This is a genomic window from Deinococcus deserti VCD115, from assembly GCF_000020685.1.
Lineage (GTDB): Bacteria > Deinococcota > Deinococci > Deinococcales > Deinococcaceae > Deinococcus > Deinococcus deserti.
Genome location: NC_012526.1, coordinates 1,291,972 through 1,315,178, shown reverse-complemented (window position 1 = coordinate 1,315,178; position 23,207 = coordinate 1,291,972). Strand labels below are relative to the sequence as shown.

Sequence of the window (23,207 nt, the reverse complement as noted above, 5' to 3'; positions counted from 1 at the left end):
GGCGGCCACGTCCGGCCGCCCCACTCTTCATGCTGAAATTAAACCGGAGTCAGTTCCCGGACCTCATCCGGTGAGGCCACGAAGGCGCGCTCGGCCATGCCCAGAAAGAACCCGGTCTCCACAACGCCCAGCGTGCCTTTCAACTGCCGTTCCAGGGTGGCCGGGTCGAAGGACTCAGGCAGCTGCGCATCGAAGATGTGGTTGCCGTTATCGGTCACGTACGGCTGCGCTCCGGGCTGACGCAACCGGCCTCCGAGCCCCATGGCCCTGAGGCGCTCGATGGTGCTCAGGAACCCGAACTTTGCGATTTCTACAGGCACTGGAGCTTTCTCGCCCAGGTGCGTGACCGTCTTGGTGTGGTCAGCAATCACAATGAAGCGCCGGGCCTGAACCTCGGTCAGCTTCTCGCGCAGCAGGGCGCCGCCCAGGCCCTTGATCAGGTTCAGCTTCGGGTCTATTTCATCGGCGCCGTCAATGGCAATATCCAGGGGACGAGGATCAAGCGGCTCAACCGGAATTCCGAGCTGCCGCGCCAGCTGGTCGCTGGCCTCACTGGTCGCCACCCCCACTATGTCCTTCAGTTCACCGCTGGCGATCCTGCGTCCGAGTTCCTCGATGGCGTACTTGGCCGTGCTGCCCGTCCCCAGGCCGACCCGCATGCCGCTTTCGACCAGAGCTGCGGCGCGCACCGCGGCCTCTTTTTTCAGTGCCTCCAGATCGCTCATGCAACCGGTTCCTTCGACTGGTGTTCCCGGATCGCGTCCGCGACAGCGTCGGCATGACCGTCCACCGTGACGGCCAGCCATGATTTGACCAGACGTCCGTCCGGGCCGATCAGGAACGTCTGACGCTTGACCCCTTCGGTCACCTTGCCGTACAGGGTCTTGGGGCCGTACGAGCCGATGCTCTTCAGGAACTCGGCGTCCGGGTCACTGAGCAGCGGGAACGGCAGGCTGTACTTCTCGGCAAACTGGGCGTGGCTGCTGGCATCGTCCCGGCTGACGCCGAGAATCACGGCATTCAGGGATTTGAGCAGGGTGTGGTCGCGAAAGTCGCAGGCTTCCTTGGTGCACCCGGGAGTGTCGTCTTTGGGGTAGGTGTAGAGCACCACGTACCGGCCGGCATACTCGGAAAGACGGTGCGCCTTTCCGCTCGCGTCGGGAAGGCTGAATTCGGGGAAGGTCGCACCGGGCTCTATACGCTGGGGTTCGGTCATGCTTCCAGGGTAGCGTGCAAGCAGGTGTTTCTTTATTTTTCTTAGTCCACCCCGCGTATGCTGAGGGGCGTGAAGCTCGCGCCGTACATTGACCACACCCTCCTGAAAGCCACCGCCACCTCTGCTGATATCCGCACCCTGTGCGCCGAAGCGCGGGAGCATTCCTTCTACGCGGTCTGCGTAAACCCGGTGTTCGTGCCTCAGGCTGTCGCCGAACTGGAGGGCAGCGCGGTCAAGGTGGCCACGGTGTGCGGCTTCCCCCTGGGTGCCGTGTCCAGCGAGCAGAAGGCCGTGGAGGCGCGCCTGAGTGTGGAAGCCGGCGCCCACGAGGTCGATATGGTCATTCATATCGGTGCCGCACTGAACAACGACTGGGACACCGTCGAGGCGGATGTCCGAGCGGTACGGCGCGCGATACCGGAGCACGTACTGAAGGTGATTATCGAGACGTGTTACCTCAGCGACGAGCAGAAACGCGGGGCCACCGAGGCAGCCGTGCTTGGCGGGGCGGATTTTGTCAAAACCAGCACGGGGTTCGGAACGGGTGGCGCGACCCCTGCAGACGTTGCGCTGATGCGCGACACCATTGCCGGCCGCGCCCAGATCAAGGCTGCCGGGGGGGTCCGCACGCCCGCCGACGCGCAAGAGATGATCGCGGCGGGCGCGACCCGCCTGGGCACCTCTGGTGGTGTTGCGCTGGTTTCTGGCGCGCAGAGCGGCGAGGGCTACTAATGCCCTCAGGGCATCCGGGCGTGGTGCTGGCGTCCGGCAGTCCCAGACGCCGGGAACTGCTGGAAAACCTGGGCGTGCCGTTTCAGGTGGTCGTCAGTGGCGAGGACGAGGACAGCACCGAGACCGATCCGGCACGGCTGGCGGCAGAGCTGGCACTCCTCAAGGGCCGCTCGGTGGCCAGACTGCACCCGGAGAGTGTGGTGCTGGCAGCAGACACGGTGGTCGCCTGTGAAGGCGTTCTGCTGGCCAAACCGGCGGACACCAGCGAGAACGAGGCGTTTCTGCGTGTGCTGTCCGGCCGCAGCCATCAGGTGTTTACCGGCGTGGCCGCCCTGCACAGAGGCACGGAGCAGGTAGAGGTGGCCCGCACCGACGTGACCTTCCGTCCCCTGACCGCAGCCGAGATTTCCTTCTATGCCCGTAGCGGCGAAGGAATGGACAAGGCGGGTGGTTACGGCATTCAGGCGCTCGGAGCTTCGCTGGTCTCCCGGGTCGAGGGCGAGTACACCAACGTGGTGGGTTTTCCGCTCAGCGTGGTCATTACCCTGTTACGCCGCGCTGGCGTGCCGGTCTGGGATGAGGTGCACGGCGCGTGAAGGAACGGCCCCGGCTCCTGCTGGTCTTTGTGGGCCTGCTGCTGATCAGTCTGCTGCTGTTGCGGTTCCAGGCAGTGGCGCCGACTGCCCTGCGCGCCGCCACTGCTCCGGTCAGCCGGATCGGGGTGGTGGCCGCAGATAACCTGCGCCGCGCCTATTCGACGCTGTTCGAGGAACGCCGGTTGAACGCCGACCTGCGCAGGCTTCAGGCACAGAACGACGAGCTTCGGCAGCGCAACGAGATGCTGACCCGTGAAGTCATGCGCCTTCGCCAGCTGGAGAAAATCACGGCCACGCAGGCGCCCAACGCCCTGGGCATTGCACAGGTGATTGCAGTGGACCCCAGCGCCCTCCTGGCCCGGCTGACCCTCAACAAGGGCAAGCGTGACGGTGTCCGACTCCGGATGCCTGTTACCGTACCGGGCGGCCTGGTTGGTCAGGTCACGGGCGTCAGTGAAAGTCAGTCCACCGTGGTCGCCCTGGTGGACCCGGAAAGCAGCGTGGGCGTCACACTTCAGGGGAGCAAGGGCGGGCGCGGACTGGCACACGGGCTGCCGCCTGACCGCATGAAGGCCGAGTTTTCGCGCAGTGTGCCGGTCAAGAAGGGGGACGTTCTGGTCACCAGCAGTATCGGTGGACTGTATCCGGTGGGAATCCGGGTTGGCACCGTCGAAAAGGTATTGCCCCTCGGGCCAAATGACGTGAACCGCAGCGTTATCGTGAAGCCAGCCATTGATGTCGGCGTGATTGAAGACGTGACAATCCTGGAGGGTGTGTGAGGGCTTCGGCCCGGGCGCACCGGGGGTCAGCGCGCTGGGTCCGGCCGACGCTGTACATCTTTGCCCTGGTCGTGGTGCAGGGGCTGCTGTCTCGCCTGTTCGATACCCTGGGCCTGCCGGCGCCCGACCTGTTTCTGCTGACAGGTGCAGCGCTGGCCTGGCGCATACCCGCCCTGCCCGCACTGCTGGCTTCCTACGGAGTGGGACTGGCGCAGGATCTGCTGGGCGGTGGGATGCTCGGTCTGCATGCGGCGGGTGTCGCCGGGGGCGCGCTTCTGGTCCTGTTCGTGCGGCGCTCGTTTGGTGACAGCGGTATTTTTCAGGCTTTTCTGACTGTTCTGGCGGCCACGCTGGGCGAGTGGCTGGTTTTTCTGCTGCTCACCTACTGGATGCGCTCGGAACTGGTCACGCTCGACACGTTGCTGGGAATCATTCCAGTGATGTTCGCCGGTACACTACTTGTTTCGCCGCTATGGGAGCGTGTCATGAGCTGGGCGATGGGACCGCGTGACGGCCAGGAAGAGCACTTTTCATGAGCAGGGTCAGAGAGCGTCGCCAGACCCTGCGTCGCCGCGCCGGTGGCGGCACCGGACAGGAGCGGGCAGCCTCCGCTCCAAATGGCCGTGTCCGCATCATGGCCCTGGCGTTTACGCTGGGCCTGGTGGGCATGGGCGCGCGGCTGTACCAGTTGCAGGTGACGCAGCACAGCCAGTTTGCGGTGCAGTCCACCAGCAACTACCAGCGCGATGAGGTGCTGCGGGCCATGCGCGGAGAAATCCGTACCCGCGACGGACTGCTGCTGGCCACGAACCGGCTGGCGGTCGATCTGGTGTACACCGGCCGGCGCGATCCTTCGGACCCGGAGCAGGCCATTCCTTCCTGGGACAAGATCCGGTATCTGGCAGGAATCAAGGAGGACGTGCTGGTGGATGGCCAGCCACGCGAGCCCGACCCACGCAAGGAACCGGACGTGATTCTGGCCCGCAACGTGCCTGAAGAGAGGCTGGCCGCGCTGTACGAATACGTGGTGCTGGTGCCGAGCCTGGAATTGCGCCAGCGGGTCGAGCGGATCTATCCCGAAGGCAAGCTCGCCGGGCACCTGCTGGGGTACGTATCGGAAGCCAACGCCCGTGAGGTCGAGGAAGGCAACTACACCGTGGGCGATCTGGTTGGTCGTTCGGGGCTGGAATACAGCCTGCAGACCACCTTGCAGGGAAAAAACGGCCTGCGCCGGCGGGAAGTGACGGCAAATGGCCGGCCGCAGACCGAACGCGTACTTGATCAGGGCGTGAAGGGACAGGACGTGACCCTCACGCTGGACAGCCTGCTCCAGCGCACCGCCGAAACCGCCCTGCGTGAGGGTCTGACCGATATCAATGCGGGGCGTGCCAAATGGGGCAAACCGGCCGAGAAGCTGTCCCGCGGCGCGGTAATCGCCTTCGATCCGCGCACCAATGAAGTCCTGGCCATGGCCAGCAGCCCGGCCTATGACCCGAACTGGTTCTCACGGGTGCCGAGTCCGGACCATAAGGCCAAGAACTGGGCTGTGGACCCGAACCGGCCGGACGCCGCCCTGGACGCCGTGACCAGCAACCGGGTGGTACAGGCCTACAACCCAGGCAGTGTATTCAAGATTGCCACGACGCTGATGTACATCGAGAAGTGGGGCAACTTTTCTATACACTGCGCTCCCTCGTACTACTTTGGACGCGCCCGGTTCAACAACTGGGCCCGGTTCTCACTTGGCATGGTGGACGGCCGGCTGGCTATCTCCTACTCCTGCAATCCCTGGTACTACCATTCAGCTGCGCTGGCCACTCCGGGCGTCTACTCACGGCAGCTCAAGAGCCGCCTGACTGAACTGGGATACAACCGCACCACCGGCCTGGAACTGGTGGGCGAAAAGACCGGCCGGCTGTCGAACATCGATGACTACACCACACCCGAGGCCCCCTGGTTTCCCGGCTTCGGCCTGATCATGAGTATCGGGCAGGGGGACGTCCTGGTTACGCCTGCGCAGGTGGCGTGGGTGATGTCCACCATCATCAACAATGGTCAGCAGCGACCCATGACCGTGTTGAAGGCAGTCGGAGGAAAGGAACAGCCTCGCAAGCCAGTTACCAGTGTGGTGCGCAACGGCAACACCGACGTGTTCAAGCTAGTTCAGGAAGGCATGGCCGGCACGACCGCCGGAACCCGGTACGGTACGGCGATCCATGAGGTCGGCCCCCTGAACTTTCCAGTGCGCACCGGCGGAAAGACCGGAACCGCCGAGAACGGCCGCAGCTACCGCGACGGCTATGCCTACACGCATGCCTGGTACGAGGGCTATGGCCCCATCGGCAAGGACGGAAAGCCGACCTTTGCGGTGGTCGCCTTCTTCCAGAACGGCGGCGAAGGCTCGGGACCGGCCCTGCGCGCGGTGAAACGGATGTTCGCGGCACGCTGGTGCGTCAAACTCGACGAGCGTCTCAGTGCCCTGCCGCTTTCCGAGCAGCAGCCCTGCCTGGGCGAGCTGGAAGACATGCGCCGGGTCTACGCGATTCGTGAGGCCCGGGGAGCAAGTACACCCAAACCCTAAGAGCGCACCACAGCACCCCCGGGGCATGACCAGGGAAGCAGGCAGCAGCAAGGACAATTCTTGGCTGCCGCCTGCTTCTTTCACCCTGAACAGGGCCGGTTAGTCCGGCGTGCGGGCGTCGCTGGACAGGTCCTCAGCCGCAAGCCCGGTCCGGGCTGGTCCGTGGAGAAGGTCCCCGAACGCCGTGAACCGTGAACCGTGACATGGGCAGTCCCAGCTTTTTTCACCGGTATTCCAGTGAACGACACACCCGAAGTGTGGGCACATGGCGCTGCGCGTATGAAGTTCACCGTGCTCGTCCCGGTACACGGCGAGCTTCCTGATTCCCTGCCGGATGACTGCCCCCTCACCCGGCGCGATGTCGGTGGGGTCGTCCCCCCCAGTGACCCACTCTCCCAGGTGCGCCGCAGCGGTGATTCCTTCCTTCAGCCACTCCAGGCGGTTTCCGCGCGGCACCCTGTTGGCATCGTACAGCTCAGTCCAGGCATTCTCCCGGCCCAGAATCAGGTCCCGGATGACCAGAGCGCCGATGGTGCCATGCGTCAGACCGTTTCCCACATCGCCGGTTACAACGTACACGCCGGCACTTTCGCCGATGTACGCCAGACCATCCGGCGTGTTCTCCACCTGTCCTGACCACGCTTCCCGGCGCTGGCCTACCGGAAAGTGTTCACGCGCCCAGACCTCCAGGCAGCGGTAGCGCTTCTCTGCGTCGTCTGCACGGCCCACGACGTGGTCTTCCCCACCGACCAGAAGCAGGTCGCCGTCCAGTCTGACGTAGTGGTAGGGGTCCACAGTGTCCCAGTAGTGTCCGGGCTCGATGGCAGCCGTCAGGTCCAGGCTGATCATGTAGGTCCGGTACGGTTCGAGCCGGAATGAGAACTTGACACGGTCAGCCACCGGAACATTGGTCGCCAGAACCACGTGCGCGGCGTGCACCCGTGCTCCGTTTTGCGTGACCACACCGGTGGAGTCGTAAGAAGTGACCGCCGAGTGGGTATAGATTTTCGCGCCCCGGCGCTGGGCTGCCTCGGCCAGGCCCTGGAGATACCGGACTGGATGAAATGCCGCCTGATGCTCCAGACGCAGACACGGCCCCAGATTGAGCGTTCCGGCAGGCGGGTCCACCATCTGTACGTTCAGGCCAGCACTCTGCATAGCTGCCAGCTCCCGCATCAGATCTTTTTGCTGCTCTGGTGGGGCGAACAGGAAACTGGGAAGCCGGACTAGGTCACACGCAATGCGTTCGCCGCTTGCGATCCGCTCGATCTCGTCCACAGCTTCCAGGTGGCTCCTGGCAATCAGGCGAGCCCGGTCTTCCCCATGAAGAGCGGCCAGTTCGAAGTACCGGAAGTCCAGGCTGGCGGTCAGCTGTGCCGACGAGCGGGAAGTTTCACCACTGCCGATCTCGTCGCGTTCCAGCAGCACGACCCGCTGCCCCTCGCACGCCAGCAGATACGCCGTCGTCACTCCCGCTATGCCGCCGCCCACAACGACGGTGTCGGCCTCCAGGTCCTGAATGAGCGGTGCGAAGGACGGCGGAGGCAGTGCCCAGTGGGATGTGGTCATACCTCACCCTACGGAGAGAGCCCCAGATGCTCCATAGAATGTCTTTTAACGTTCCGGCTGGAAATGAAAGTGCGCGAGGAACACCCGGAACCCTGGATACCGGGCTGGCTTCATACGAGCCTGTACCCTAACCGGATACTCAGGGCAAGCTCCCGGCATAGTTGCCGTTTAGCGGGTAGCTCGTGGCGGAAGTGGCGAGAGGTTTGCAGGGGGGGTGGCCGCAGGTGCTCCTTCACGCGTCACACGCCAGATCACACCAGTTCCCGGGAACGGCTTGGGAAACGGCCCAGCTCCTGCCAGCCTGAATGTCATGGCGCCAATATCAGCGATGTACATCGCTGAACCGTCCGGTGAGAACCGCACATCTACCGGGTGCTTCGGGCCAGCCGTGGCGATGTACTCTGCTCCCTTCGGCCCCAGTGCGCCCGGCCTGGCGGCAAAGAAGGTGGCGCTTTCTCCGGTGGCGGGATTGATCCGGACCACCTGCTGCCCCACCTGCGGTTGGTCGGGGCCTGTGATCGGCACGCCCGCACCGAATTCACCCAGGAACATCTGGCCCTCGAAGCCAAATGCAGCACTCCGGCTGAAGTCAAATTTGGTTACTGCGGCGTGTTTCGGACGGGTCATCAGTGGCTTTTCGACAGTGGGGTGCTCGGCCATCAGGAATTGAGGTCGGGGCCCGCGTGTGGAGTGGAAGCGTGGGTCCGTCACGGGAATACCGCTGGAGTAGTCCGGCCAGCCGTACCACGCGTTTTGCTTCACCACCCAGATGTTGTCCTCGGCGTTGGCGATGGGACGACTTCCCCGTTCGTCGTAACCGTTGTCCGTGGCGTACAGCCTTCCGTCGGGTCCCCAGCCGACACCGTACGGGTTGCGGAAGCCCCAGGCGTAGACGTTCAGACCAGAGCCGTCCGGATTCATCTGCAGTACGGTTCCGTTGGCCTTGATCTGGCCGGGAATCACTTTGGAGCCACTGTGCCCGAAGGGTTGGAAGGGCCCGGTGCGAACCAGCATGGATGTATTCGGATCGCGGTTGAACAGGCTGGTCACGGCGTAAGTGAGGTTGCTTCCCAGGTCCACGAGCCGACCCTGCCGGGCCAGGACGTTGTTCGGCTGCGGCGTCAGGAATGTTTCGTTGGTCAGCCGTATATCCCGGGCCGGAACGTCACGCATGTCCGGCCACAGCAGCAGGTCAACGAAGGGGTAGGCATTGTCGAGACCAACAATCCCGGAGTTGGTTATGGTGCCCAGCCCAAAGTAGATCTTGCCGTCCGGCCCCACGGTCATCTGGTTGTTCTGATGGCCGAAGCTCACGGGCAGATCAGTGACCAGGTCAGTGACCGTTCCGTTCTGCTCAAGTGCGGAGATCCGTCCGAAGTGGGAAATGAACAGCCGGCCCTGGTGCCACAGCAGGTCATTGATGGGCCCTCTGAGCTGCTCAGCAACAATCGAGATTCCACCCGATGGTGTCACCCGGAGAACGCGCGCAGGCGCTACCGGATCCCCGTAGGTGAAGCCCGCCTCAGCAATGTAAAGGTTGCCCCGGTCGTCCATTTCAACGCTGGTGGGATACTCGAGGTCACGCATGACCACTTCGACCCGGTACCCCGCGGGAACCTGGGCCGCGGCGGCGTCCGCGGGAGGCACCCGGGGAAAGTCACGCGGGAAGATGCCCTGCGGAAAACTCGGGTTGACCACCGTACAGCTTGAAAGGCCTACCAGAAGAGCTGCCAGCGAAAATCGAAGGTGCCGGGATTTTGGCCGCATACTGTCTCCTTTTGAAGGGACACGAGGGCAAGAGGGTCGTTACAGCTGATTGGCGTCTCTGGATGTCAGGGTTGCACAGATGAGAAGGATCCTCAACTCTTTAAAGAAAGAGTGAGTGCATGATGCTGGAACCAGTCCCAGGGTAATAACGCCGAGCTGCGTGTAAGGAATACCAGTGTTAATGGATAAACCGCTCAGAGAGCGTGTTCCTGAAATTTATGTCCGATCCAGGAAATCTACTCTCGAGCAGTGCGGTCATTTCGGCCGCCCGCTGAAACTGAGGGCTCATCATCTTCAACCGCGTGCCCTGCCGAGCAGGCTTGTATTGGGCGCCCGAGAAATCAGGGGCCACCACGCAGGACACGGCATGGCCGTGCCGCTCACCAGACTTGCCAGCATGACCTTGGCCTGAGTCGGGTACACACCAGCAGGCCTCGGAAACCATCACTCAGATCGGGCTTCGGATGGGGCGCTGCCAGGAGACGTCCGGCGCCTGACTTCCTCACGCACAACAGGCGCCACCTGAGTTCCGAGCAGTTCGATGGCCCGCATGATCTGCGCGTGCGGCATGGTACGCACACTCAATTGCAGCAGGAATCGCTGATGCCCGAAAATCCCATGCTGAAACAGGATCTTCTCCGCCACCTGCTGAGGATCGCCGACCACCAGTGCTCCACGCAGGTCCAGCGAAGCATCGAATTGCTCGCGGGTGAACGGAGGCCAGCCGCGCTCCCGGCCAATGGTATTCATCAGATGCTGATGGTACGGAAAAGACTCGTCTGCAGCCTGCTGGGAGGTAGGAGCAATGTAACCATGCGAATTGATGCCGACAGGCAGCCCCGAAGGCTCAAAGCCGGTCCGTTGGGCAGCAGTGCGGTAGAGGCTTATCAGCGGAGCGAACCGCTCTGGCATTCCGCCAATGATGGCCACCGCCAGGGGCAGGCCCAGCGTGCCCGCCCGGACGGCTGACTGAGGAGTGCCTCCGACTGCCAGCCAGACAGGCAGAGTGTTCAATGGGCGCGGGTACACTCCCAGGTCGGTGATCGCCGGGCGGTACCGTCCCGTCCATGTCACCCGCTCGGCTTGCCGAAGCTTCAGCAGCAGATCAAGCTTTTCGGCGAACAGGGCGTCATAGTCGTGCAGGTCATAGCCAAATAGCGGAAAGGACTCGATAAACGAGCCCCGCCCAGCCATGATTTCCGCCCGTCCCTGAGACAGCAGATCAAGAGTGGCAAAATCCTGGAACACCCTGACCGGATCGTCGGAACTCAGTACCGTTACAGCGCTCGTCAGACGTATGGATCTCGTCCGTGCAGCCGCCGCAGCCAGAACCACTGCGGGGCTGGAAACAACAAACTCAGGGCGGTGGTGCTCTCCTATGCCGAAGACGTCCAGCCCCACCTGATCTGCCAGAACAATTTCCTCCAGCAGATCCTGCAGGCGCTGAGCTGGGGATACCAGTTGACCGGTGTAGGGATCAGGTGTACGTTCCGCGAAGGTATACAGGCCAAGCTCAAAGCGATGGCCCCGGCTCGGAGCAGGTGCCGGGATTGAACCACGATCAGTCAACATGCGGTGTACTCCCTTGGTGCTGAAGTTGCCGTGCAGCGAGTAGAACAGGACCCTTTGCCTCAATGATGCCTACACTCTTTGCCCGCCAACCGGGAGTTTCTATGCAGGCTGACGCGGATGGGTTGATTCTGATCGAGTGTACGCTCTGGCAAAGGGCCTGCAGCCCTGGCACGAAGACCATTAAGTGCACTGGTTTTGTGCAGCCCACTTAATGGTCTTCGTATCTCCTGTCCCCACGAAACGCAACCAGTACAATCCCGCCCTCAACTCACGAACGCTCTGACATTCCCCGATTCGCCCTTGCCACTCTTCGAGTTTCACCATCACCGACATAAACGCTCGACGCCATGCTCTCCCACGTCCAGCAGACAGCAGCCCACCAAGCTTCCCTCGTCGTGTTCTCCGTGTTTTCCGAGATTGCATTGACCGGCTTCGTTCATCAGGGCACAGACCATGAATACGCCTGGTCGCTCGCGGTCGATCTGCACCATCCTTCCGTTGAAGTGCTGCGTCAGGGGCGCTGCGCGCATAGGGCGTTCCTGATCTTGGGGACGGCCAGGCACACCGAAGGACGAGGCAGGGCTATAGAAGTGCGCACCCATGCCGGGGCGGTCACGCATTCACCCCCGCCAGGTCCAGTTGCATCACCACGGCGCAAGCGGGGCAGGCGCCCTGAAATTCCCGAGAGGCGAAAACGTCCAGGGGCACCTCTTCCCGGCTGATGCGCACAAAGCCGAATTTCGGGAAGAAGTGCTCGGCCGTGGTGGTGAGCAGCACCAGGGTGCTTAGACCGCTGTGACGGGCGCGGTCGATCAGAGCACGCGTGAGCTGTACGCCGAGCCCTGTTCCACGGTGGTCTTCGCGAACGGCGACCGACCGCAGCAGACCCTGCTTACCGTAACCTTCGATTGCCGCCACCCCCGCCAGCCCGGTGAGGTCCTCTGCGAGCAGGAAGCCTGACATGTGGTCACGAACGCCCTCTACAGGCAGTCCAGCAGCGGTCAGCAGGGCTTCGATGGCGGAAAGATCCGCTGGTGTGGCCGGGCGAAAGGTCAGCACACGGGGCATAAGGAGGGCTCCTGTGAGTTGAGTTCGGCTTCGAGGGCATCAGCGAGCAATTCCAGGGCGCGCAGGACGTTGTGGCGTTCGGTGACCGGCAGGCGGTCGATCACGCGGCCGGACTGATCGTTCAGTTCGCTGCTAAGCGCGGCCACCCGATGCTGGCCCTGTGGGGTGAGGGTGAGGTCGATGGTGCGTTTGTCGGTGGTGCTGGGCTGCTTGTGGATGAGGCCACTGTGTACTAGGTCGTCGATGGTGCGACTGAGCCAGCCTTTGTCGAGATTGAGCCGGCGCGAGAGGCCAGCGAGAGTAAGGGTGCCGTCGCGGCCCACGGTAGTAAGGATCTGGCAGCGTGTAAGGCTGGTGATGCCGCAGCAGTTGGCCCCTTCCTGCTGAAGGGCGGTATGGAGGTGGGTAATGCGTCGGAGTAGATCGCCGGGGGTGACAGAACTCATCTCTCTCCTTTCGTTGCTTTTGACAACAGTCTGGAATGACGGTACTTCTGAACCCTGATCGTTGTCAATCGCAACGGTTTACAGGAGCCCGTCGCGTAACCCAGCCACCCCCGCTCCGGACCATCGCCAGGGTCTGCACTGCCGATCCCCCTGCCAACAGGAAATTGGTGACCGATTTAACCACCAGCACTATCTTCCCGCTCCCGCACGGCTGGCTTTTTGACCAATCACCTCGATGATCGGGACAGCCGTTTTGGCGGGTCCTTCGCGGTCAGTGCAGATGGTCAGGTCGTGGCCGCGCAGCCCTTGCATGTAGAGGGAATCCTCATCGTGGACTTCCCATCACGCTGACACGACATAGCCAGCTGTCGTCCTCTCAGGCTATGCAATTCACCGTCTGCAAACAGATCAAGCTGCAGGTCAAGGTCAATCAGGGTGAGCATCAGCGCGCCGTTCATAGCGTAGGTTGAGTCATTAAACCCGGTTCAGCCAGCTCATGACCGTCCTCAATCGCCAGCTCCTCGTCCGGTGCCTCGTGAAACGCCTGATAGTCGTTGCAGAGCAGCTCGGCATTCAGGTTCTCATGAGCAGGAAAGTGATGGTTTAGCGTGCCGATTCCGACGCCAGCCCTACAGGTTATTGCGTCTATTGGCGCAGACACGCCCTTTGTTGCAAACAGGCAGCGCGCGGCATCCAGAATCTTCCCCTGTTTGTGCGGGGCGTCCTTAGGCCGGGGCGGAGAAACCGGCACATCCGGAGACTGCATCACGCCTTAAGTCTGACGATAGAAACGGAGGGTAGCCCCCTTTTCGTCTGTTATGGTGCTCCGGAAACCGTGTACCTGCCCCGCTTTCGCGCCGTCTCAAACAGGAGCTGACCATGCCCAAGATTGCGATCATTATCAGCAGCACCCGTGAAACCCGCTTTGCCGATAAACCCACCGAGTGGTTTGCCCGTTTTGCGAAAGGCCGTACAGACCTGGACTTTGAGGTTGTGGATCTGCGCGACTTCCCACTTCCCTTTTTCAATGAAGTGGCCTCAAACGCCTACGTCCCAAGCCAGAATGAGGTGGCCCAGCGCTGGCAACAAAAAGTCGCGGAATTTGACGGCTACGTCATTATTACGGCGGAGTACAACCGCGGTCCGACCGCTGTTCTGAAGAACGCCCTTGACTACTCATATGTCGAATGGAACAGGAAGCCTGTCGCGTTCGTTGGCTACGGCTCTGTGGGTGCAGCCCGTGCCATTGAGCAATTGCGCCTCATCGCCGTAGAGCTTCAGATGGCTCCAATTCGTACAGGCGTACATATTCAAGGTGCGGACTTTTTTGCCGTATGGCAGCAGGGCAAGGACCTGAACGAACTGACGCACCTCGAGCCTGGCGTACAGGCCATGCTTGAGGAACTGGCCTGGTGGACGAAGGCTCTTAAGACTGCCCGCGACAGCACCACGGCAACCACGCCCCTGCCCACCTGATATGTCCTCTGATTAAGCCGCGTCGCGAGCACGAAGAGTGCGCAATCAGAAGGTTTGAAGGACGGACTGATCTGAATTTCATCGTCTGTGCTTTTAGAGGAACGCAGTGAGATCGTAGACGTGATTGACTGATGTAAAGAAAAAGGAGGCGTCATGGCGCCTCCTTTTTAACTTTGGTTAGTAATGTTGTCTTGCAGGAAAGTCAGCGATAACCAATTCCTATCTGCCGCGTACATATTCTTCGCAGACCGCTGCATTGCAATTCCTCTAGGCCTCGACTCTTCCGGTTGGTCGATAGGTCCGTCAGGGATGCTTATTCCAGCTGTGTTTCGAGCTTGATTTCACTGTTCAGACTGGCAGCCACCGAACAGTACTTCTCGTGACTCAGATGGGCGGCCTTCTCCAGCGCCTCAGCCGTAATGCCCTCCCCGCTGGCAATATGCCGCACCGTGATGGTGGTATAGCGTTTGGGATCGGTGTCGGCGCGCTCCCCTTCGACCTCAATGCGGTAGGTGCTCAGGGGCGTGCGGCGCTTTTTCATGATCTCAACCACGTCGTAGGCAGTGCAGGTGGCAAGAGCACCCAGCAGGGCTTCCATCGGCGACACGCCGACCTTCACCGGGCTATTGTCAATGAGCAGCTGATGGCCGCTTTCGCTGACGCCCAGATAACGCTGCTCTCCGAGCCACGTAACGTTCAGGGTCTTCTTCATTCCCTCAGGGTAGCGTCAGGCCACCGTCCACGGAGCCTACTCGTCTTCCTCGTCGGGCGTGGGCAACCGGACCCTGAAGGTGGCTCCGCCGCCCGGTGTGTCAATCACGTCGATGCTGCCGCCATGGGCAACCACAACCTGCTGGGCAATGGTCAGTCCCAATCCTGCGGACCCCGCCTCCTTGCCCCGGTAGAACTTGTCGAAAATACGTGGCTTGATCGGGTCAGGAACCCCAGGGCCCCGGTCAACAACGCGCACCTCGACTTCACCAGGGCGGTGCGCCACTTCCATGTGAACCAGATCGGGAGAGCCGCTGACCCGCACCGCGTTGGTCACCAGATTCATGAACACCTGGGTCAGGCGGCCTGGATCTCCTACAATCTCCGGGCTTTCTTCCGGAGCACGCACGCCAAAGTCGCGGCCTACCTGCCGCAGCACATTGCCCAGATTCATAAAGTGCATCTCGATGCTCTGAACCAGCTCCCCGCGCGAAAGTTGCAGCAGGTCATTGACCAGCCGGGTCATATTCTCAGCGACCCGCTGGGCGTCAAGCAGAGTCTGACTGCCGCCCACCTCGCGCTCAGCACGGCGCAGATAGCCGTGCAGGGCGGTCAATGGTGTCCGTAACTCGTGACTGGTCTCTGCCAGGAAGGTCTTCTGCATGTTCAGAGCCTCCTCGAGTTGCTTGGCCTGCACTTCAAGCCGCTGACTCTGGCGCTCGGCGATATTGCGCAGCCGCTCGACCTCTTCCAGCCGGGCCTGCAGTGAGGTGTTCAGTTCGCGCACTGCCTGTTCGGCCCGCTCGCGGCTGATCCGGGCCTCGACCTCATTCAGGGCGCGCCGTACAGCCGGAGCCAGCCGCTCCAGGCGCTGCTTGAGGATGTAGTCTGTGACCCCCTGCCGGAGGGTATCGACCGCAACCTCCTCCCCCATTGCGCCAGTCACAATGATGAATGGAACCAGCGGCAGACGTTCATGCGCCGCACGGAAGGCACTCAGGCCGTCATAGCTGGGCAGAGCAAAGTCGCTGAGTATCAGGTGGGGCTGCGAGGTTTCAAGCGCTTCATGAAAGCCAGCCTCGTCCTCCACACGTGTGACCTCAACTGTCCAGGGCAGGTCACCGGCCAGGTTCAGGACCACCAGCTCATGGTCCAGTTCGCTGTCTTCGAGGTGCAGGATACGAAGGGTCTCACCGGGACCAGGTGTGCCCTCCCAGCTGCTGGAAGCACGGTTCCCTGCCACTTGATTGGCAGGCGAGGTCAGGGTCTGGTCAGTCATTATCAGGGCGCTCCAGCGGTAGCGTAACAGTAAAGGTGGCCCCCTGGTCCGGCTGACTATCAGCCGTAACCCCGCCGCCGTGGCGGGTCACGATGCGCCTGACGTTGGCCAGGCCAATCCCGATGCCCTCAAATTCCTCAGCGCGGTGCAGTCGTTGAAACACACCGAACAGTTTATCCGCGTAACGCATGTCAAAACCCACACCGTTGTCCCGCACCTGCACGGTGACCTGCCCGTCCTGGACCAGGCCCGTCACGTCGATGATGGCCTGAGGACGGGTCCGGGTGTACTTGATGGCATTGCTGAGCAGATTGGTGAATACCAGCCCGAGCAGCGCGGGGTCGCCGGGAACGGTAGGCAGCTCATCGAGTCTGAATTGAATTTCTCGGCCCTGACGGTCAGGCTCCAGCCCATGCCAGCTGGCGCGAATCAGACTGGTCAGGTCCACAGGAACATTCCTCAATTCCTGGCGCCCCATCCGCGAGAAGGCCAGCAGGTCATCAATCAGCTGGCTCATGCGGGTGCTGGCCTCGGAAATCACACTCAGGTAGCGCGCACTCTTGGGGCTCAGGTTGTCGCCCAGGTCCTTGCGCAAAAGGTCGGCAAAGCCCACGACGTGCCGGAGCGGAGTGCGCAGGTCGTGCGACACGCTGTAGCTGAACGCTTCCAGTTCCCGCGCGGTGGCTTCAAGCTCGCGGGTGCGGCGCTGGACCCGCTCTTCAAGCGACTGGTTAAGCAGCTCCAGATCGCGCTGGGCTTCCAGGGCGCGGGCCCGGAGCGCATCATTTTCCATCGCCGCTGCAAAGCGCTGGGCCAGCTCAGAGGCCAGCTCATGGTCCCGGTCCTGAAGCGGCTGCCGGAAGGCCAGACCAAGGACCCCAAAACGCGTGCCGTCGCGTGAAAGCAGTGGGATCAGCAGAGCTTCCGATACTCCGATCTGATGCAGCAGGGCCTGGTCAGCCGGGAACTGAGCTTCCCCGGTTTCCATCGCCAGCCTGACCTGCGCCGCGAACACCTCGCGAAAGGGACCCTGACTCCACGCTGGCAGGGCCTGCGACACAGCCATCGGCTCTTCGGGCACGGTCCAGACCGCAGCAGCTTCCGCGAACCGCTCGGTCAGCAGGTCGAGAGCCTCGCGGTAACGCAGCGCACGGAGCCGCCGCCGGTTGCCTGGAAGGGCGGAAAGTCTCTCGGTCACGTGAGCCAGCAGGCGGGCGGCCGTCTCGGCAAACACCGGGTCATCCACGTCGGTGCTGGTGCCCACCCACTCGATGATTCGTCCAGTGGCATCACGCACCGGAGAGCCACGGCTTACGAAAGCGCGGTACCGACCGTCGGCCCCCAGGAGCCGGTGCTCAGCCTCAAAGGGCTGCTGGGTCTCCAGTGCCGCCGCCCAGCGGGCCTGATATTCGCCGCGGTCGTTGGGATGCAGCAGTTGCAAAAAGCCCTGGACGGCACGCTCGGGGCCCACATACTCAGCCCAGCGCCGGTTGAAATAGCTGGGCGCACCCTGCGCGTCGGTCAGCCAGACGATCTGCGGCATGCCCTCCAGGACACCGCGGTACCGCTGCTCGTTGTGCTGGGCCAGGCGTTCGGCCACAAGGCGGTCGTGAATGTCCGTGGCGCTGGCCACCCACTCCACGATCTCACCGCGCTCATTGCGCACCGGGTTCACGCGCAGGACATGCCAGCGGCTGACGTCTCCGATCCGCAACCGCACCTCAGCCTGTGACGCGCCGCCCAGCGCATGGGCGCGGCGCCACAGCGCGTCGTAACTGCCGTGGTCCTGGCTGTCCAGATGAACCCGGATGTGGGCCGTACCGAACCGCCCTCTGTACTGTGCATTCAGATAGGTGACTTCACCACCCGAGTCGCTGACCCACAGCACGTGGGGAATCGAATCCAGGATCTCTCCGGCGCGGCGCTGGGCACCCTGCAGAGCACGCTCAGCCTCCATCCGCTCGGTCACATCGCGCACGACCTCCAGAGATCCCAAAAGTTCACCTTCTTCGGACCGGACCTCGCTGCGCTGGCTTTCTCCAGAAAAAATGGTGCCGTCGTCCCGGCGGTACGGCGTGGTCAGGGCCTGAAAGGTGGACCGGCTCTCCAGGCGCCGGTCGAGGTGCAGCTTTGCCAGAGGCTGGCCCATCAGGTGCTGAAGAGGCTGACGGAACAAGGTTCCCATCGCGCGGTTCACACGCCGGATATGACCACCGGCATCGGTAAATACAGCTGCGTCCTGCATAGACTGGAAGATAGCCTCGAACTCCGCACGGGCCTGGGCCTGCTGCGTGCGGGCTTCCACGAGGGTCTGGTTCAGGGCCTCCGCCCGGCGGCGTCCATTGACCTGCGCCTGAGTCATCCAGTACGACAACCCTCCAATGAGAAGGCCAAGAATGACAGCAATCATCGGCAGGGCACTGGAGAGACCGCGGCCGAATGTCTGGGAAGCTGTGTATTGCACCGTCCAGGGCTGTCCTGCCAGGGTCAGGCGCCGCACCTGTCGGAACGCTCCCTGAGGGGTCTCGGCGGGACCATTGAGCGCCCGCCCCCCCATCGTGACCTGTGCCGATAGGGGGCCTGGCAGACGTGCTCCATTCAGGGACGCCAGGAGTTCGTCGGTGCGAATGGCCAGATACACAAACCCACGCAAGCCCTCAGGCGCTTCACCAGCAGGTTCGACACTTCTGTTCGCGACTGGCAGCACCACCAGAAATCCCTTCAGGGGCACCGCCGAGGTGTCCCGCTGCACCAATGTGACGGGTCTGGTGGCCTGCATCCCTCCCTGGCGCCGGGCACGGTCGAATGCATCCCGCCGGTTGACCTCGCTGTACATGTCGTAGCCCTGGGCGCGGATGTTTTCTGACGTCGGAGGAGCAATCAGTGTGATAGGCGCCATGGCCAGCGGCGCCGGACTTTCACGGCGGAGGGTAAAGTCGGGCCTGACTTTGCGCCGTAATTCCGAAAGCACAGGTCCCAGCCGACCATCCGGTACCCAGACATTGAAGCCAAGGGCCTGTATGCCGGGATAGCGCTCGAGAAGATCCAGCCGCTGGGCGTAGCTGACAAAGTCATTCTGGGACATCAGGTCCTGGCGGAGCGACAGGGCTGCCCGGGCGCTCAGCAGGACGTTTTCATACTGCGTGAGCCGCTCACGCAGCGCCAGGGTATGGGCATCGGTGGCCCGCTGAAATCGTGTGTGCTGCTCGCTCGCCACATACCGTGAAGCCACGACCGCCAGCACCAGCGAGAGACCGATCACCGCCAGCAGGAGACTCACCGGCGCCCAGTGCATCCATGGCCGCTCGCGAGGCGGCTGGGAATCGGTCATGAGGTGACTCCTGCCAGAGCATCAAGAAAAATCCGGACCGGTACGTCATGCCCGGTCCAGGCCTGGAAGGCGAGCCGGGCCTGGTGAGCCAGCATTCCCAGACCGTTCTCGGCGTGGCGGCCGGCCTCGCGGGCTTCACGCATCAGCCGGGTCTCGGCCGGTTTATAGACCATGTCGTACACCAATGCTTCCGCGGGCAATTGTCTGAAGGCAAAATCAGCCAGGGGCGTGGCATACGGGTCTCCCAAACCCGCACTGCTGGCATTGACCAGCAGCGTTACCTCAGCCCACGACACGGCAGCTACCGCGCAGGCCCGGCCTCCCAGCTCGCGGGTAAGCGCCTCAGCCCGGGCCTGGGTACGGTTAACAACCAGCACCTCACGGCCCGCGGCCCGCAGGGCCCACACGGCCGCGCGCGCCGCGCCGCCGGCCCCCAGGACCGCGGCTGGACCACGGTCAGGCGCACCGGCGTCATCCAGGGCTGCCATGAGTCCCGGAGCGTCGGTGTTGTCTCCGATCAGCTGGCCATCACGGTGAATGATGGTATTCACTGCCCCGATGGCCCGGGCCGCGTCGCTCAGAGCGTCAAGGAGAGGCAGCACGCTTTCCTTGTGCGGCAGGCTCAGGTTGGCGCCCAGGATACCGGGCTGGCGCAGACCTTCTACCCTGGCAGGCAGATCGGCGGCCGGGACCTGCTGCGCCTGATACTGACCCGAAATGCCAGCCCACTCGAATGCTGCATTGTGCATGCGCGGGGAAAGCGAATGGGCCGCTGGATCCGCAAAGAGAAAAGCCCGCGGGGCCGTGCCGGTGACTGCCAGGCTGTGGTCCACACTCACCGGGTCAGTGTAGCGGTCAGGAGCTGGCCGATACGACCCTGTGTGGTCAAAACAATTGTTCTCCGGGCTTGGCCCGGGCTTTATCGACCCTGCCAGACACGCTCAGATTGTGCGGTGGCACACGTCCCGGCGCCTAGGCAGGTCAGACAATGATCCATCCGCATGAGACCCGTCCCCTTTCTCCCACCCGTGAAGCATCACGGCGGGAGTGTGCGCCTGTGGCGCCAGGAGCCGTTTTGACCGACCCGACCGAGTCCCAGTCCACCTCTACCCCCTCCCCCACGGCAACCGCCACAGTCGCGCTGGAAAATCAGCGCGAGGCATACGCGCTGCTGGGCGCCGGTGATGTCAACCTGCGGCGCATGCGTGAACTGACCCGCGCCAAGCTGATCGCGCGCGGAGAAACGATGACCATTACTGGCGAAGAGCTGGAAGTGGCCCGCGCCGAGCGCATGGTGCGCGACGCCCTGGACGTGGTCCGCAGCGGAGGCGAGCTGACGCCTGAAAGCCTGCTGCGCAGCGCCCGCCTGAGCGATGAGGGCCGCAGTCTGGCCCAGGAAACCCAGATCACTGGCCTCAGCCTTCCGCGAGGCATCAAACCCAAGACCCCCGGTCAGAAAATCTACCTTGAGAAGGTCGAAACCAGTGACATTACCTTCGGCGTGGGTCCAGCCGGTACAGGGAAAACGTACCTGGCTGTGGCCATGGCCGTTCAGGCCCTCAAGGCCAAGAAGATCAAGCGCATCATTCTGACGCGACCGGCGGTAGAAGCCGGCGAGAAACTGGGCTTTTTGCCCGGCGACCTGCAGGCCAAGATCGACCCCTACCTGCGCCCGCTGTACGACGCCCTGCAGGACATGCTTGATCAGGAGAAGTTCGAGTCATATCTGACCAGTGGCGTTATTGAAATCGCGCCGCTGGCCTTCATGCGCGGACGCACCCTGAACGACGCCTTCGTGATCCTCGACGAGGCCCAGAACACCACCGGCGAGCAGATGAAGATGTTCCTGACCCGCATGGGCTACAGCAGCAAGGTTGTTGTGACTGGCGACGTCACCCAGATCGACCTGCCACGGCACATCACTAGTGGCCTGGCAGTGGCCAAGCGGGTCCTGAGCAGCATCGAGGGCATCGCCTGGCACGAGTTTACCGAGGTGGACGTGGTGCGCCACCCGCTGGTGGGCCGGATCATCAAAGCCTACGAAGTTGCCGAGGAAGCCGAGCAGGACAAGCGTGCGGCGCGGCGCGGCGAGTTTGCCAGCATCCCCGAGGCCGACGGGGACGACATGCGCCCTGCCTGAACTGGCAGTGTGCGCCGGGATCACGTCCATCACGTGGTCCCGGCGCTTTTTTGCTTTACCCTGCCAGCATGATTGACCTGATCGTTCGCAAGGCCCCGCCGGCTGGGCTGCGCCCCATACTGCGCCGGAGTCTGGAGGCCACCATGCGACATTTTGGGGTCGCAGACCGGGAAGTGACGGTCGTGCTGGTGGGTGACCGGGCGATCCGCGCCCTGAAGCTGGAGCACTGGGACGAGGACGCCGCGACCGACGTGTTGAGCTTTCCCACCTGGGAGCCGGGTGACCCGTTTGTGCCTCCGCACCTGGGAGACATCGTGATCAGCCTGGATACCGCCCGGCGCCAGGCTGACGCGCGTGGACACAGCCTGACCCGTGAGGTGGCCTTGCTGGCCAGTCACGGTATGACGCACCTGACCGGGCACGACCACCCCCACGCCGAAGGCCTGGGATTCGAGGAAGGGGCCACCGGACCCGAGTGGCAGATTTTCCATGATGCCTGGGAAGCGGCTCGCTCAGCCTTGCCTCCCGGGGTCTGAGCCCATGCGTTCGGACGGCTCTGCCCTCAGCCTGAAACGCTGGTGGCGCTCGGCAGGGTTTGCCTGGATGGGCCTGGCTCACGTGTACCGGACTCAGGCGAACTTCCGGATTGAACTGTGGGCTGCGCTTCTGGCGCTTGGCGTGACCTGGTGGCTGAATGCGCCGGCCGCGCCGGTAATCCTGAGCTGCGCGCTGGTTCTGGGGCTGGAACTGCTGAATACCGCAGTCGAAGCCGTGGTGGATCTGGCCAGTCCGGCGGTGCATCCGCTGGCCAAGGTCGCGAAAGACGCAGCGGCAGCGGCCGTACTGGTAGGCAGCCTGGGAGCGCTGGGGGTCGGCGCCACGGTGCTGCTGCCACCGCTGCTCCAGCGGCTGGGTGGCTAACGGGCTTCTAGAGCATTTGTCATAAGAGATGTTTTTTGAAGGCTGCCAAGAACCACCCTTGGATATCGGTCCCAGACACGACCTTCAGTGCGTCCGCAATCCCTTGCATCAGGCTCTTCACCGTACGACGGGCCTCCCCCCGCAGCCGAGCCTTGAGTTGCGAGAACAACCACTCAATCGGGTTGAAATCAGGGCTGTAGGGCGGCAAATACAAGAGATGGCACCCGACCTCCTCGACGAGCGTCCGAATGGACGCTCGATGATGTGAAGAGAGATTGTCCATGATGACCACCTGCCCGGCACGCAACAGTGGGCACAATTCCTGGGCCACATAGAACTCGAAGCACTCGCCCGTCACTGCACCGTCAAGAACAAAGGGGGCCAGTGGCCCAGCCAGACTCAAGGCGCAGATCAGGGTGTAGTTCCGGCCATGATTGCGTGGGACCACTCCCACTGCCCGTTCCTGACGTGACGCGCGGGTATGCCCGCGCGTCATGGCCGTGTTGAAGCCACTCTCGTCGACAAACACCAGGTGATCAGGGCGTTCCAGAAGGGGCCGGAGATCGTTCAGGAACGCCCTGCGGCGTTCCTCACTGCGTTCTCTGGCGACCAGCGTTTTTTTTATGAGTGATGTGATGACGTTGGAAGACCCGGTCTACCGTTTTGTAACTCACCCTTACCCCGGTACTGGCTTCCAACATGTCGGCGTGCTCCTGTAAGGTCGCGTCATGGTGGGTTTCGAGTTGGGCCAGCAGTTGCACTTCGTGATCAGCCGTCACCGTACGGTGACGCCCTGTTGGCCGCGCAACCACTTGCAGGGTTCCTGCCCGGTGCCGTGCCAGATACCGCTTGACAGTGGAAACATGCACGGAGAAATGTCGTGCGGCTTCGTCGGGGGAAGCGCCTCCCTCGACCAGCGCCACAATGCGCGTCCGCAACTCGATGGCGTAACCTCGGACCCCGGCTGTATTCATGCTTCTATTCTGTCAAACGCTCTAAAGACCGGGAACACGCGGTCAGACT

Annotated in this window: 22 protein-coding genes; 9 read left to right on the top strand and 13 right to left on the bottom strand. The window is 62.7% G+C overall.

The features are described 5' to 3' along the window. Nucleotides 1-38: 38 nt before the first annotated feature. Nucleotides 39-725, bottom strand: coding sequence for a ribose 5-phosphate isomerase A (gene rpiA / locus DEIDE_RS06255; RefSeq protein WP_012693110.1), 687 nt, complete (start codon nt 723-725; stop codon nt 39-41). Continuing rightward, nucleotides 722-1,216, bottom strand: a complete 495-nt coding sequence (gene prxQ / locus DEIDE_RS06250; protein ID WP_012693109.1) for a thioredoxin-dependent peroxiredoxin PrxQ — start codon at nt 1,214-1,216, stop codon at nt 722-724. The genes rpiA and prxQ overlap by 4 nt, the downstream gene beginning before the upstream one ends. 69 nt (nt 1,217-1,285) lie before the next feature. Between prxQ and deoC the strand changes: the two genes are divergently transcribed. From deoC to DEIDE_RS06225, 5 genes are read left to right on the top strand one after another with little or no spacing between them, the layout of a single operon-like run. After that, a complete protein-coding gene (gene deoC / locus DEIDE_RS06245) occupies nt 1,286-1,948 on the top strand; it encodes a deoxyribose-phosphate aldolase (RefSeq protein ID WP_162485405.1) in 663 nt (220 codons plus the stop codon). Next, nucleotides 1,948-2,544 (top strand): Maf family nucleotide pyrophosphatase, encoded by a 597-nt coding sequence (locus DEIDE_RS06240; protein ID WP_012693107.1) that lies wholly within the window; start codon nt 1,948-1,950, stop codon nt 2,542-2,544. The genes deoC and DEIDE_RS06240 overlap by 1 nt, the downstream gene beginning before the upstream one ends. Next, nucleotides 2,541-3,323 carry a rod shape-determining protein MreC gene (gene mreC / locus DEIDE_RS06235; protein ID WP_012693106.1) on the top strand — a complete coding sequence of 261 codons (783 nt, stop codon included), beginning with the start codon at nt 2,541-2,543 and terminating at the stop codon, nt 3,321-3,323. The genes DEIDE_RS06240 and mreC overlap by 4 nt, the downstream gene beginning before the upstream one ends. After that, nucleotides 3,320-3,859, top strand: a complete 540-nt coding sequence (locus DEIDE_RS06230; protein WP_012693105.1) for a hypothetical protein — start codon at nt 3,320-3,322, stop codon at nt 3,857-3,859. The genes mreC and DEIDE_RS06230 overlap by 4 nt, the downstream gene beginning before the upstream one ends. After that, on the top strand, nt 3,856-5,904 hold the full coding sequence (locus tag DEIDE_RS06225) for a peptidoglycan D,D-transpeptidase FtsI family protein (RefSeq protein ID WP_012693104.1): 2,049 nt from the start codon (nt 3,856-3,858) through the stop codon (nt 5,902-5,904). Before DEIDE_RS06230 ends, DEIDE_RS06225 begins: the two co-directional genes overlap by 4 nt. 99 nt (nt 5,905-6,003) lie before the next feature. Here the strand turns inward: DEIDE_RS06225 and DEIDE_RS06220 are convergent, their stop codons facing one another. From DEIDE_RS06220 to DEIDE_RS06190, 6 genes are all read right to left on the bottom strand, one after another. Next, complete coding sequence (locus tag DEIDE_RS06220) at nt 6,004-7,473, bottom strand: FAD-dependent oxidoreductase (RefSeq protein WP_012693103.1); 1,470 nt, start codon at nt 7,471-7,473, stop codon at nt 6,004-6,006. Nucleotides 7,474-7,641: 168 nt separating this feature from the next. Then, a complete protein-coding gene (locus DEIDE_RS06215) occupies nt 7,642-9,240 on the bottom strand; it encodes a PQQ-dependent sugar dehydrogenase (protein WP_012693102.1) in 1,599 nt (532 codons plus the stop codon). A gap of 444 nt (nt 9,241-9,684) precedes the next feature. Beyond that, a complete protein-coding gene (locus DEIDE_RS06210) occupies nt 9,685-10,812 on the bottom strand; it encodes an LLM class flavin-dependent oxidoreductase (RefSeq protein WP_012693101.1) in 1,128 nt (375 codons plus the stop codon). 612 nt (nt 10,813-11,424) lie between these two features. Next, nucleotides 11,425-11,880 (bottom strand): arsenic resistance N-acetyltransferase ArsN2, encoded by a 456-nt coding sequence (gene arsN2, locus DEIDE_RS06200; RefSeq protein WP_012693100.1) that lies wholly within the window; start codon nt 11,878-11,880, stop codon nt 11,425-11,427. Continuing rightward, nucleotides 11,865-12,326, bottom strand: a complete 462-nt coding sequence (locus DEIDE_RS06195) for a MarR family winged helix-turn-helix transcriptional regulator (RefSeq protein WP_012693099.1) — start codon at nt 12,324-12,326, stop codon at nt 11,865-11,867. Before DEIDE_RS06195 ends, arsN2 begins: the two co-directional genes overlap by 16 nt. Nucleotides 12,327-12,780: 454 nt before the next feature. Further along, nucleotides 12,781-13,092 (bottom strand): TetR/AcrR family transcriptional regulator, encoded by a 312-nt coding sequence (locus DEIDE_RS06190; RefSeq protein WP_012693098.1) that lies wholly within the window; start codon nt 13,090-13,092, stop codon nt 12,781-12,783. Nucleotides 13,093-13,205: 113 nt separating this feature from the next. Between DEIDE_RS06190 and DEIDE_RS06185 the strand changes: the two genes are divergently transcribed. Then, complete coding sequence (locus DEIDE_RS06185) at nt 13,206-13,802, top strand: NADPH-dependent FMN reductase (RefSeq protein WP_012693097.1); 597 nt, start codon at nt 13,206-13,208, stop codon at nt 13,800-13,802. A gap of 313 nt (nt 13,803-14,115) precedes the next feature. Here the strand turns inward: DEIDE_RS06185 and DEIDE_RS06180 are convergent, their stop codons facing one another. Genes DEIDE_RS06180 through aroE form a run of 4 tightly spaced genes read right to left on the bottom strand, consistent with a single transcriptional unit; the run spans nt 14,116 to nt 19,956 of the window. Next, nucleotides 14,116-14,514: an OsmC family protein gene (locus tag DEIDE_RS06180; protein WP_012693096.1), complete on the bottom strand. Its 399-nt coding sequence runs from the start codon at nt 14,512-14,514 to the stop codon at nt 14,116-14,118. Between the two features lie 36 nt (nt 14,515-14,550). Further along, nucleotides 14,551-15,792 carry a hybrid sensor histidine kinase/response regulator gene (locus DEIDE_RS06175; RefSeq protein WP_012693095.1) on the bottom strand — a complete coding sequence of 414 codons (1,242 nt, stop codon included), beginning with the start codon at nt 15,790-15,792 and terminating at the stop codon, nt 14,551-14,553. Then, a complete protein-coding gene (locus DEIDE_RS06170; RefSeq protein ID WP_012693094.1) occupies nt 15,785-19,123 on the bottom strand; it encodes a CHASE domain-containing protein in 3,339 nt (1,112 codons plus the stop codon). The genes DEIDE_RS06175 and DEIDE_RS06170 overlap by 8 nt, the downstream gene beginning before the upstream one ends. Then, nucleotides 19,120-19,956 (bottom strand): shikimate dehydrogenase, encoded by an 837-nt coding sequence (gene aroE, locus DEIDE_RS06165; RefSeq protein ID WP_012693093.1) that lies wholly within the window; start codon nt 19,954-19,956, stop codon nt 19,120-19,122. Before aroE ends, DEIDE_RS06170 begins: the two co-directional genes overlap by 4 nt. 242 nt (nt 19,957-20,198) lie before the next feature. Here aroE and DEIDE_RS06160 point away from each other — a divergent pair, with 242 nt between their 5' ends. From DEIDE_RS06160 to DEIDE_RS06150, 3 genes are all read left to right on the top strand, one after another. Then, the gene (locus DEIDE_RS06160; protein ID WP_012693092.1) at nt 20,199-21,263 is read left to right on the top strand and encodes a PhoH family protein; all 1,065 of its coding nucleotides are present in this window, start codon (nt 20,199-20,201) and stop codon (nt 21,261-21,263) included. A gap of 68 nt (nt 21,264-21,331) precedes the next feature. Continuing rightward, nucleotides 21,332-21,799 (top strand): rRNA maturation RNase YbeY, encoded by a 468-nt coding sequence (gene ybeY / locus DEIDE_RS06155; protein ID WP_012693091.1) that lies wholly within the window; start codon nt 21,332-21,334, stop codon nt 21,797-21,799. 4 nt (nt 21,800-21,803) lie between these two features. Then, nucleotides 21,804-22,184 (top strand): diacylglycerol kinase, encoded by a 381-nt coding sequence (locus DEIDE_RS06150; protein ID WP_012693090.1) that lies wholly within the window; start codon nt 21,804-21,806, stop codon nt 22,182-22,184. Nucleotides 22,185-22,203: 19 nt separating this feature from the next. Here DEIDE_RS06150 and DEIDE_RS18390 read toward each other — a convergent pair. Then, nucleotides 22,204-23,158 (bottom strand): IS630-like element ISDds8 family transposase gene (locus DEIDE_RS18390; protein WP_076611701.1). Its coding sequence is split into 2 segments (ribosomal slippage): nt 22,204-22,806 and nt 22,808-23,158, totalling 954 coding nucleotides; the frame shifts between segments, so codons are not numbered across the junction. Nucleotides 23,159-23,207 lie beyond the last annotated feature (49 nt).